The following is a 10,430-nucleotide window of genomic DNA, read 5'->3' as shown; positions in this document are numbered from 1 at the left end:
ACATCTATTTTTATAATCATCAACGATTTCAAGAACGCAACAACGGCCTTGCCCCTCTTGAAATGAGGAACAAGGCCGTCGCCTAATCTTTTATTATTTCATTGTCCACTTGACAGGGAGCAGTTCACTGGATGAAGGAGTTTTTTGTACGCTACTCTAGTCATTTTGACAATTTTCATAAACTTTTTGACAAAAATTATTATTTTTTTGACAAAGATACTTGTCAAAAAGAAAAAGAAGTGTTACAATGATATCGAGATAAAGAGATGAAAACGGATTCATCGGGTAAATAAACAGAAAGTAGGAATAAATATGAAAAAGATTAACAATATTGACATCAAACGTTTTGTACAACTTATCGCTATCATCTATCTAGTTTTTGTCCTACTGGCTGACATAATGAAGTGACAGCAGTTGGATAATACCTATGTCATTCTTGCCATTTGCACCATTGCTGTGACAGATGAGAACTTGCGGAAACTAGGTAGCAGAAAAGAGTAAAAGGAAAAATTAGTCGAAAGTAAGTGGTGGAAAGTTATGAAAAACAATAGCAATAAAAAAGGAATTTTGATTACAGGAACAACCATTGCGCGTGCAGTTGAAATAGGGGCAATTCTATTATTGGTTTACATTCTTCTTTCTGATTTGCTGGGATGGAGCGATATGGACACAGTACTAATGACTACTCTAATTGCTTCAATTGCTTGTATCGAAGCAAGTTTACAAATGGAGAAAAAAGAAAATAAGCAAAAGGAGACACGACATGAAACGTAACATTTCAGCAGATGTGGCAGCGATTGTGATTACAGGGGCCTGTATTGTCGGCTTACTGATTGGAGTTGCTCTAGGACTATATAGTTTAGTTTAGTCTAGGTTGTAGGTAAATGAAGGAGATAGACCATGAAACGACACATTTCAGCAGATATGGCAGCGATTATTATTGCAGGGGCCTGTATTGTCGGCTTACTGATTGGAGTTGCTCTAGGACTATATAGTTTAGTCTAGCTTGTAGGCGAATGAAGGAGAAGAAACATGGAAGCGAAAATGAAATTATATGAAGTTAATATCATGGAAAATAAGAAATTTGTATGGGGATTGAATATTCTTGCGGTTGCCCTCATCTTTCCATTTGCCTTCGTATTTGGAATGATAGGCAGTTGGTTGATAGCTAACGGTTTGCAATACTCGGAACTGGACGTGTCGGAGGTATGGTTGCTTTTCCCTCTCTATATTCTTTTAATAGTTGTGCACGAGGCTATCCACGGCATCTTCTTCAAGGTTTTTTGTCCTGAAAATCCTGTCAAATACGGGTTTAAATGGAAATCGGGGATGGCCTATGCGACCAGTCCAGGTTCACTCTACAATCGGATGCAAATGCTAGTAATCAGCTTGGCTCCCTTTGTTGTGATTAGTTTGGGCTTGACCATGTTAGCAGGTTTGGGGATGATGAATACCACTCTTTACTTCATGGTAGCAACCATGCATGCGGCCTCTTGTGCAGGCGATTTCTACTATACTTATCTTTTATTGGTCAAGTTTGCCAAGGAAAATATAGCTGTCGAAGACACAGAAACAGGCTTGATTATCTACCAAGCCTAGAAAGGAAAATTCATGGAATATGTCTTAAAAAATCGGCTCAAGGAATTGCGAGCCAGAGATGGTCTCAATCAGACAGAGCTAGCAAAATTAGCAGAGGTATCACGGCAGACTATTAGCTTGATTGAACGGGGCGAATACACGCCCTCGGTGGTCATTGCTATGCGAATTTCACAAATTTTTAATGAAAATGTGGAGAATGTCTTTCAATTAGTGGAGGTAGAAAAATGAAACAGGGAAAACAAATTTCAACGAAACAAAGATGGATGAGATATTCAGCCTATATGCTGATTTCAGCAATTTTGGGTGGCTTTATCGGTTTCTTTGGAGTATTAATCTTTAAATTCAACCTGCCTTCTTATCTCAATTTAGATAACTTTCTAATTTGTTTGAGGATTATTACATTTGTAATTTTCGCTGGAACCGTATATTTTGGTGTTAAAGCTAATCAAAATTATAAACTTTATCATTCCATTTCAGATGAGGATGAAGAACGCGTTGATGAACTATATAAGAAAATGTATCGTAACCTAGAATATGCGACCATTTCATTCAATGTTGCTGTATCATTGACATTGTTAAATTTGGTTTTAGGATTCGGGGTTACTTTCTTAGAAGAGAGTGCAGTTATGTATGGTTCCATTCTTGACGTAGTTTTCTATGTTATCCTTCTCATCTCTCAGGTTTTTATTGTGAAACTAACTCAGAAAATTCGTGACTATAAGTTGTCCGCTTTTGCTACGGTAAAAGAAATGAAAGACTTTGCTGAGGCAATGGACGAAGGTGAGAAACAAGCAAACTACAAAATGAGTTTCCAAATCGTCTTCACTTTGAATCAAATCGTGTTACCAGGTTTATATCTTTTCCTATTTGTACTTAGCATGCTATTGCAGGAACGACAAATTACGGCTTTTCTAGTTGTTGCATTTTTACATATTTACATCAATGTGATGCAGGTTCGCATGATCCGTCGTTATTTTAAATAATGAAAGGTTTTGGTAGTGATTATGAAAGAGAATAAAAAGTTTACATCGATTCTAAAAATTGTTTATTTCGTGGGGTTAATCGGCCTTGGTATGTACGCAGTTGGCTATATTTTCGGAGAGTGGCTGGCTACTGGGCAGATTGATTTGTCAAATCTGAATATTCTATTGCCATTGGTTTTGGGCTTGCCAGCTCTGCTGTCGTCATTTAGTTTCTCTTTTATTACTTCGTTAACTCGCCTTGCCTAACTCCAGTTATGCCTGCGGCTCGTTGCCTCGTACTAAAAGTAAACTAAAAGACTTTATCTTTCAACAAACGAAAAATAATTATTTATATTAAGGTGATTGCTATGAATAGACTTGGAAGTGTCAAAGATTGGAATGTGGTTAAAAATTGGAAGTTTCTCTTAGTGGGACTGGCTGTCGTTGCACTAAATGTATTGACCCAGTTGACCATGTTTATCCTACCAAATTTTGATGGGAATAACATATTGATTGCTGCAGCCCTTTTATTGTTAGCCGTGGTGCTTGGTCTTATATTGACTGGTAAATTAGGTCTATGGAAAGGTGAGCAGAAGTGGGGGATGGGTGCGAATGCTGGTTTTGTAGCCCTCGCCTTTATCGTTATGTTTGGTTTGAAAATAATTGGTGGGCAATTGATTATGCTGGAAGAAGGATACGGTCAAACGACTGCCAATCAGGAAATTATCAACAATTCAGGCTTGCCAACCTTAATTTTGTTTCTCTTTGCAGTTTTCTTTGCTCCAGTTTTGGAGGAACTGCTTTTCAGAGGGATTCTTATGGGGAAAGTCTTTGGTAAGGATTCGATTGTGGGATTATTGCTATCGAGTTTTCTGTTTGGACTTATTCACAATCCGACCAATATCGGATCTTGGGTTGTCTACGGAGGTATGGGCCTGGTCCTGGGACTCGCTTATCGTATTTCTGGCAAATATACAAACGTACTCATCCTACACAGTCTGAATAATCTTCTCGGATTTTTGTTGATGCTACTGATGCAGAGTCTGGGCTTGATATAGGAGGATACGATGGAACTATTTTTATGGATTCTTGTAGGATTTTTATTTTTCAATTCTCTATCAGATAGGAAAAAAGTGAAGCAGTTGCAAGCTAGGGTAAAAAAGTTGCAGAAAACTACAAAAGGAGAAAATCAGATGTCAGTTTTATTGAAAGAATTGGTCGGAAGTAAGGCTAAAATCCGCTTTGATGAGGAATTTATGACCATTTACGAATACAGCATTTTAGCTGTGGATGAGGATTGGGTTAAAATTTCTCGTGAATTAGCGGAAGGAGAGATTGAAACCAAGTTGGTACGAATTGATAATATTGTTGATTTGAGTTTTTAGGGAGGGAGTATGTTAAAATTTATCAAACACATTGCATTATTGTTTTTATTTTTTGTTGCTTATCAAATTATTTCTGGTTTTTTGATGGTAGGACCGTCATTACAAGCTATTCCAGAATTTCCAGCTCAATTGATTGTGAATATGATTTTGATTTGTGCGATTATTGGCATTGTTCTCGGAATTGCATTTACAATTGTATTATGGAAATTTGTGTATTCTCGGCATACCATTGACTATAGTGTATCTTCATCATGGTTCCATAAGATTCAATGGCCTATTTTGCTCTATATTGCATTTTTCATCTTCCAACTTTTGGTACCTATATCTGAAAGTCAAAATCAAACCTTGGTCATCCAATTTGTGTCTGCCTACCCCTTGGTTTCATTTTTATCAGTCGTAATCTTTGCTCCGATTTTAGAGGAGTTGATTTTTAGAGGTTTGTTGGCGACCTATTTCTTCCCTAAAATGGCAGATATGAAGGCTGTTGGAATCTATCTTGCTGTAACGGGTTCTTTGTTTAGTTTGGTCCATATGCCAACAACCATTCCGCAGTTTCTAATTTATTTCACTATGGGTCTCAATCTTGGTTGGCTCTATTTAATTAGACGAGATATTCGCTATCCGATTGCGCTACATATGTTAAATAATGGAATTTCCTATTTGATGATTCTATTTTTGGTATAGTCATTTAGTTTGCTTTTAGTACTCGCTTCAAAGGTTCGGGAGCCTTTGAAGGCTGGAGATAGGGCGAAACAAGTTCGCCTCAATAGCTACAGGTTGCTAGAACAGCCTAAAAGCTGTTCTAGGTTGGAAATAAGGAAACGACGTTTCCTCGCTCGTCGAAGTAATCAAAGATAAACTGATATGACTATATAAAATGAATTACAGAATATATGATTGAGATAGATGGTACCTTGTTGCACGTTGCAATAGGGTATTTTTTATTTAGAGTAGTAAACACAGGGTAAAAATGTTAGTGTTTGAGTTCCTGTTAACATCTCGGAGGAGTGGTTGATTTTTCGAATATTCTGGAGATTGTTTGAGGTGGGAAATTGGTAGTGAGGGAGTTTGTCGTATCACTTCCCGCTCCCATTTTGTATGGTTTACTTTCGTGAATGTAGTATAGCCAATTTTGGATAGTATATGAATAATGACATGTAAAATGTTTACTAATGATTGATAAAATCGAAGAAGAAAATCATATTTGTGCTAAGTATATTTTATTGCTTGGGGAATGAAGATACTCGAATTTTATAAGATTATATCAAGATTCGTTTTGAAAGTATTTAAAATAAATGATAAAAATCGTTGACAAAACCGGTTTACTATATTACAATACAATTTGTAAACGCTTTACAAAATAAAATACAAGGGAGTTACGAATATGAATCAGCAATTTTCATTGGATCAATTTTCTCTGAGAGGAAAAATTGCATTGGTAACAGGAGCATCGTATGGGATTGGCTTTGCGATTGCATCAGCCTATGCAAAAGCAGGGGCGACAATTGTTTTTAATGATATTAATCAAGAGTTGGTTGATAGGGGAATGGAAGCCTATAGGGCAGCAGGTATTAATGCGCATGGCTATGTTTGCGATGTAACTGATGAGGATGGAATACAGGCTATGGTTGCTCAAATTGAAGCAGAAGTTGGAGTTATTGATATTCTAGTGAATAATGCTGGTATTATTCGTAGGGTTCCAATGATTGAAATGACAGCAGCTCAATTTCGTCAAGTTATTGATATTGACCTAAATGCTCCGTTTATTGTTTCTAAAGCGGTTATTCCATCTATGATTAAAAAGGGGCATGGGAAAATTATCAATATTTGTTCCATGATGAGTGAGTTAGGACGAGAAACAGTGTCTGCTTATGCAGCGGCTAAAGGTGGGCTTAAGATGTTGACGAAGAATATTGCTTCGGAATACGGTGAAGCCAATATACAATGTAACGGCATTGGTCCTGGGTATATTGCAACTCCACAAACAGCTCCGTTACGTGAACTCCAGAAGGATGGTTCTCGTCATCCATTTGATCAATTTATTATCGCGAAGACCCCTGCAGCTCGTTGGGGTGAAGCTGAGGATTTGATGGGTCCAGCAGTCTTTTTGGCAAGTGATGCTAGTAATTTTGTGAATGGGCACATTCTTTATGTTGATGGAGGAATTCTAGCTTACATTGGTAAACAGCCGGAAGCGTAATAAACGAATTAACAAATTTAACAAATTTTGATATAAGAAGGGAAAAAACGATGAAAATTGCACTTATTAATGAAAATAGTCAGGCGGCTAAAAATAGTCTTATTTTTGAAACATTGAAGTCAGTAACAGATGCTAAAGGGTATCATGTTTTTAACTATGGAATGTATGGTAAAGAGGGAGAAAGTCAGTTGACTTATGTACAAAATGGTCTGCTGGCTTCAATCCTTCTAGTTAGTAAGGCAGCGGATTTTGTTATTACAGGTTGTGGCACGGGGGTAGGTGCCATGTTGGCGGCTAATAGTTTTCCAGGGGTAGTTTGTGGCTTCGCGGTAGATCCGACGGATGCATACCTCTTTTCACAGATAAATGGAGGAAATGCTTTGTCTCTGCCATTTGCAAAGGGATTCGGTTGGGGAGCTGAATTAAATCTCAAATTGCTTTTTGAGCGACTGTTTGCAGAGGAAATGGGGGGCGGTTATCCCCGTGAACGCGTTATTCCAGAACAACGAAATACCCGTATTTTGAATGAAATGAAAGCAGTCACCTATAAAGACTTACTGACAGTACTTCAAGAAATTGATCAAGATTTTTTGAAAGAAACTATTTCAGGTGAACATTTCCAAGAATATTTCTTTGCCAACTGTCAGGACGAGTCAATTGCAGCATATTTAAAAACAGTATTAGAAAGTTAAAGAGTGAGGGGCGGTTATGAAGAAGGTATTACTGATTGGTGAACCTTTAATTCGCATTACACCAACAAACTATCAAGAATTGACAGATGGTGTAGAAAGTCGTGTGTTTTTTGGAGGTTCAGAAATAAATGTCGCTTGTAATCTTCAAGGATTTGGATGTGAAACCAAGCTTTTGACCGCACTACCACAAGGCTCTCTAGGTGATAGATTTTTAGATTTCTTAGATGGGAAAGGGATTGATACTTCCAGTGTTCAACGTAAGGGGGAACGTGTGGGAGTATACTACATGGAAGCAGGATTTGGTTGTCGTTCTAGTCAAGTCTACTATGATCGGGGTCAGTCTAGTTTGGAAGCTATTCAAGTCGATCATTTTGATATGGATCAATTGTTTTTAGAGGTTGGGTTGGTTCACTTTAGTGGTATCACCGTGGCCATTGGTTCAGCTGTTAGGGAATGGCTTGTTCAAGTATTAAAAGAAGCAAAGCGTCGTAAAATTCCAATTTCGATGGATCTTAATTGGCGTTCTAAGATGATTGGATTAAGAGATGCAAAAAAAGTGTTCTCGCAATTTGCAACCTATGCAGACTATTGTTTTGGTCTGGAACCTATTATGGCTAATGAAAAAGATTGGGAATTATTTGAAAGAGATACGGCTACTGTCCATACAATAAGAGAACGGATGCAAACTTTAAAGGAAGCCTATAAGTTTCAAGCAATCTTCCATACGATTAGGCAGACAGATGAACTAGGCAGAAATTTGTATAAGGCTTACGGATTGGCTGATGAATTTTGTTGCTCTCAAGAATTGAAAACTCAGGTGTTACAACGTGTTGGCAGTGGTGATGCGTTTGTTGCTGGGGCATTATATAAATTGTTAGAGAGGACGTCGTTAAAGGCGATTTTAGATTTTGCAGTTGCTAGCGGAACTTATAAATGCAGCATAGAAGGGGATCACATGCGGCAATCTCTTAGCAAAGTTGAGTCTTTATTAGAGGGGAAAAATGACATTATACGATAAAGGAGAAAAAATGAGTCCATCACAAATTATTTCAAAATTGAAGGAGCAAGGGCTTGTTGTAGTCGTTAGAGGAGATGACAAAGAAGTCGGATTTGAGACGGCACAGGCCTGTATTGCAGGAGGAATTACAGCTATAGAGGTTGCTTATACAAATCCTGATGCGAATATGATTATTACAGAACTTAGTCGATGCTATAAAGATGATGTTTCTGTTTTAATTGGGGCTGGAACGGTTCTAGATTCTGTAACGGCACGGCAAGCCATTATGGCAGGAGCAAGTTATATTGTTTCACCATCTTTTAATATAGAAGTTGCAAAAATCTGTCATCTTTATGCAGTGCCATATCTTCCGGGCTGTATGACTTTAACGGAGATTACAAATGCTTTGGAAGCAGGCTGTGAAATGGTTAAACTGTTTCCTGGTAGTGTTTTGGGGACAAACTATATTACTGCAATCAAAGGACCATTACCGCATGTTTCAATCATGGTAACCGGTGGAGTAAAGCTTAATAATGTTTCAGAATGGTTTAACGCTGGTGCAACTGTTCTTGGTATTGGTGGGGAATTTAATCAATTAGCTACTAAAGGAGAGTTCGGTACAATTCAAGAATTAGCGTCCTCTTATACAAGTGTTAGAGATAAGATGAAGTAGTTTATTTCAAAATAAGGACTGTATTTTAACGTTTTCACTTTCTCCTGCCTCCAACGGGGTTGAATGTGGGAGAAAGTGAGATGTTACAGGGGAAATTTTGAACGGAAACATGGAGAGATTTGGTGCTCCTATTTATGAAAAGAGGGAGCTGGAGAATATTTTTTAAATAAAAGTCCAACAAAATATAAAACGCTTACATTTTTTTATAAAATCTATTGACAAGTGGTTGTCAATAGTCTACAATACAAAGTGTAGGTAAACCGGTAAAGTTAAAAGGAGAGAATTATGATTAAAGTGATTGTCGTTGCTCATGGACAGTTTGCTAGTGGGATTCTTACTTCACTAAAGTTAATTGCAGGAGAGGTGGAGAATATTGAGGCAATTGATTTTAGTGAAGGAATGTCGGCGCAAGAACTAAAAGCACGCATCAAAGCAGCTATATTAGGCGAAAGAGAAGTTTTGATTTTAACTGATTTACTAGGAGGTACGCCTTTTAAAGTTAGTGTAGAATTAGCAGCAGAACAGAAAGAGCAGAATGTTGTCGTTCTTTCAGGTTTAAATCTTGCGATGATTTTGGAAGCGAATTTTTCACGGTTAACAGATGATTTAGAACAATTGGTTAGTAAATTGATTACCACCTCTAAAGATGGAATCGTTGATTCGGTCAGTCTGTTAGCAGAGGATAACCATGATGAAGAGTTATTTGAAGATGGTATATGAGGGAGAGATGTATGATTAAGGACGTTTTGATTGAGTCAATTGTCAAAAAAAGAGAGTTTAGAAATTCCACTCTATTGAGTAAGAAAGAAGTTGAGGCTGCAATAGAATTGGCGATTCAACAACTTGTTATCAATTGTGAATATTTTGGTGAGTCGTTCCCAACTCCGGCCACATTTGATAACCATTATCCAAAGATGGATAATATAGAGTGGACAAATGGTTTTTGGACGGGTGCGCTTTGGTTAGGACATGAGTATTCTTTGAACAACAAAATGAAAGCGCTGGCAAAAAAGAATACGACATCTTTCTTGGAACGTGTCAAACAAAGAATTGAATTGGATCATCATGATTTGGGATTCCTGTATTCACCATCAACAGTAGCTGATTATAAATTGACAGGTAGTAAAGAGGCTTTAGAGGCTTCGCTCTTGGCTGCTGATAAATTAATGGAGCGCTATCAAGAAAAGGGCGGTTTTATTCAGGCCTGGGGGCAACTTGGTAAAGCAGAAGATTATCGACTGATTATTGATTGTTTGTTGAATTTACAATTACTTTTCTTTGCTTATGAGGAGACAGGTGAGCAGAAATATTATGATGTAGCTCTTAGTCATTTCTACGCTTCTGTTAATACAGTTATTCGAGATGATGCTTCAACATTCCATACCTATTACTTTGACCCTGAAACAGGAAAACCGCTCAAAGGGGTTACTCGACAAGGATTTAGTGATGACTCTTCCTGGGCGCGTGGTCAATCTTGGGGTATTTACGGTATTCCGTTAGCTTACCGTAAAATTAAAGATCCCGCATGTTTAAATTTGTTTAAAGGAGTAACCAACTACTTTCTTAATCGTTTGCCAGAGGATAACGTTTCCTATTGGGACTTAATTTTTAATGATGGTAGTGGGCACGCTCGTGATTCTTCTGCGACAGCAATAGCGGTTTGTGGTATTCACGAGATGCTTAAATATTTGCCAGAAGTTGATGAGGACAAGGAAACTTATAAATACGCTATGCACACGATGCTACGGTCCTTGATTGATAACTATGCTAACCGTGAGTTAGCTCCAGGTCGCCCATTGCTTCTACATGGGGTCTACTCTTGGCATTCAGGAAAAGGTGTCAATGAAGGAAATACTTGGGGCGATTATTATTACTTAGAAGCTTTGCTTCGTTTTTATAAAGATTGGGAATTATATTGGTAG

General features: G+C 37.7%; 14 protein-coding genes. All 14 read left to right on the top strand.

Annotation, left to right across the window (positions count from 1 at the left end):
- The first annotated feature begins 537 nt into the window (after positions 1-537).
- The 14 genes from ODU45_RS03170 (at position 538) to ODU45_RS03105 (ending at position 10,430) form a co-directional block, all read left to right on the top strand.
- The gene (locus ODU45_RS03170) at positions 538-774 is read left to right on the top strand and encodes a hypothetical protein (protein WP_105257235.1); all 237 of its coding nucleotides are present in this window, start codon (positions 538-540) and stop codon (positions 772-774) included.
- Positions 775-1,032: 258 nt separating this feature from the next.
- On the top strand, positions 1,033-1,599 hold the full coding sequence (locus ODU45_RS03165) for a DUF3267 domain-containing protein (protein ID WP_105257234.1): 567 nt from the start codon (positions 1,033-1,035) through the stop codon (positions 1,597-1,599).
- A gap of 12 nt (positions 1,600-1,611) precedes the next feature.
- Positions 1,612-1,827: a helix-turn-helix transcriptional regulator gene (locus ODU45_RS03160; protein WP_105120949.1), complete on the top strand. Its 216-nt coding sequence runs from the start codon at positions 1,612-1,614 to the stop codon at positions 1,825-1,827.
- The gene (locus tag ODU45_RS03155) at positions 1,824-2,582 is read left to right on the top strand and encodes a DUF3169 family protein (protein ID WP_105135057.1); all 759 of its coding nucleotides are present in this window, start codon (positions 1,824-1,826) and stop codon (positions 2,580-2,582) included. Before ODU45_RS03160 ends, ODU45_RS03155 begins: the two co-directional genes overlap by 4 nt.
- Before the next feature lie 21 nt (positions 2,583-2,603).
- Complete coding sequence (locus tag ODU45_RS03150; protein WP_161942447.1) at positions 2,604-2,828, top strand: hypothetical protein; 225 nt, start codon at positions 2,604-2,606, stop codon at positions 2,826-2,828.
- Positions 2,829-2,929: 101 nt separating this feature from the next.
- On the top strand, positions 2,930-3,619 hold the full coding sequence (locus ODU45_RS03145) for a lysostaphin resistance A-like protein (protein WP_398580752.1): 690 nt from the start codon (positions 2,930-2,932) through the stop codon (positions 3,617-3,619).
- Between the two features lie 9 nt (positions 3,620-3,628).
- Positions 3,629-3,946, top strand: a complete 318-nt coding sequence (locus ODU45_RS03140) for a hypothetical protein (RefSeq protein WP_105135054.1) — start codon at positions 3,629-3,631, stop codon at positions 3,944-3,946.
- Positions 3,947-3,955: 9 nt separating this feature from the next.
- On the top strand, positions 3,956-4,630 hold the full coding sequence (locus tag ODU45_RS03135; RefSeq protein ID WP_024413063.1) for a CPBP family intramembrane glutamic endopeptidase: 675 nt from the start codon (positions 3,956-3,958) through the stop codon (positions 4,628-4,630).
- 700 nt (positions 4,631-5,330) lie between these two features.
- Positions 5,331-6,146, top strand: coding sequence for a gluconate 5-dehydrogenase (locus tag ODU45_RS03130; protein WP_170244703.1), 816 nt, complete (start codon positions 5,331-5,333; stop codon positions 6,144-6,146).
- Between the two features lie 50 nt (positions 6,147-6,196).
- Positions 6,197-6,838: an RpiB/LacA/LacB family sugar-phosphate isomerase gene (locus ODU45_RS03125; RefSeq protein ID WP_398580751.1), complete on the top strand. Its 642-nt coding sequence runs from the start codon at positions 6,197-6,199 to the stop codon at positions 6,836-6,838.
- A 16-nt stretch (positions 6,839-6,854) separates the two neighbouring features.
- Positions 6,855-7,856, top strand: a complete 1,002-nt coding sequence (locus ODU45_RS03120) for a sugar kinase (RefSeq protein WP_029188564.1) — start codon at positions 6,855-6,857, stop codon at positions 7,854-7,856.
- 10 nt (positions 7,857-7,866) lie between these two features.
- A complete protein-coding gene (locus ODU45_RS03115) occupies positions 7,867-8,508 on the top strand; it encodes a bifunctional 4-hydroxy-2-oxoglutarate aldolase/2-dehydro-3-deoxy-phosphogluconate aldolase (protein WP_398580753.1) in 642 nt (213 codons plus the stop codon).
- 285 nt (positions 8,509-8,793) lie between these two features.
- Positions 8,794-9,228 carry a PTS sugar transporter subunit IIA gene (locus tag ODU45_RS03110; RefSeq protein WP_105201985.1) on the top strand — a complete coding sequence of 145 codons (435 nt, stop codon included), beginning with the start codon at positions 8,794-8,796 and terminating at the stop codon, positions 9,226-9,228.
- Between the two features lie 11 nt (positions 9,229-9,239).
- Positions 9,240-10,430 (top strand): glycoside hydrolase family 88 protein, encoded by a 1,191-nt coding sequence (locus ODU45_RS03105; protein ID WP_398580750.1) that lies wholly within the window; start codon positions 9,240-9,242, stop codon positions 10,428-10,430.

The organism is Streptococcus sp. 2022WUSS135 (assembly GCF_044427045.1).
GTDB classification, from domain to species: domain Bacteria; phylum Bacillota; class Bacilli; order Lactobacillales; family Streptococcaceae; genus Streptococcus; species Streptococcus hashimotonensis.
Note: the sequence above shows the minus strand (reverse complement) of the source record. Positions and strands in the feature narration are given on the sequence as shown.

Coding starts and splice junctions, on each gene's coding strand:
- ODU45_RS03125 (WP_398580751.1), top strand. CDS start 6,197: ATGAAAATTGCACTTATTAATGAAAATAGTCAGGCGGCTAAAAATAGT.
- ODU45_RS03165 (WP_105257234.1), top strand. CDS start 1,033: ATGGAAGCGAAAATGAAATTATATGAAGTTAATATCATGGAAAATAAG.
- ODU45_RS03120 (WP_029188564.1), top strand. CDS start 6,855: ATGAAGAAGGTATTACTGATTGGTGAACCTTTAATTCGCATTACACCA.
- ODU45_RS03145 (WP_398580752.1), top strand. CDS start 2,930: ATGAATAGACTTGGAAGTGTCAAAGATTGGAATGTGGTTAAAAATTGG.
- ODU45_RS03150 (WP_161942447.1), top strand. CDS start 2,604: ATGAAAGAGAATAAAAAGTTTACATCGATTCTAAAAATTGTTTATTTC.
- ODU45_RS03135 (WP_024413063.1), top strand. CDS start 3,956: ATGTTAAAATTTATCAAACACATTGCATTATTGTTTTTATTTTTTGTT.
- ODU45_RS03155 (WP_105135057.1), top strand. CDS start 1,824: ATGAAACAGGGAAAACAAATTTCAACGAAACAAAGATGGATGAGATAT.
- ODU45_RS03105 (WP_398580750.1), top strand. CDS start 9,240: ATGATTAAGGACGTTTTGATTGAGTCAATTGTCAAAAAAAGAGAGTTT.
- ODU45_RS03170 (WP_105257235.1), top strand. CDS start 538: ATGAAAAACAATAGCAATAAAAAAGGAATTTTGATTACAGGAACAACC.
- ODU45_RS03140 (WP_105135054.1), top strand. CDS start 3,629: ATGGAACTATTTTTATGGATTCTTGTAGGATTTTTATTTTTCAATTCT.
- ODU45_RS03115 (WP_398580753.1), top strand. CDS start 7,867: ATGAGTCCATCACAAATTATTTCAAAATTGAAGGAGCAAGGGCTTGTT.
- ODU45_RS03130 (WP_170244703.1), top strand. CDS start 5,331: ATGAATCAGCAATTTTCATTGGATCAATTTTCTCTGAGAGGAAAAATT.
- ODU45_RS03160 (WP_105120949.1), top strand. CDS start 1,612: ATGGAATATGTCTTAAAAAATCGGCTCAAGGAATTGCGAGCCAGAGAT.
- ODU45_RS03110 (WP_105201985.1), top strand. CDS start 8,794: ATGATTAAAGTGATTGTCGTTGCTCATGGACAGTTTGCTAGTGGGATT.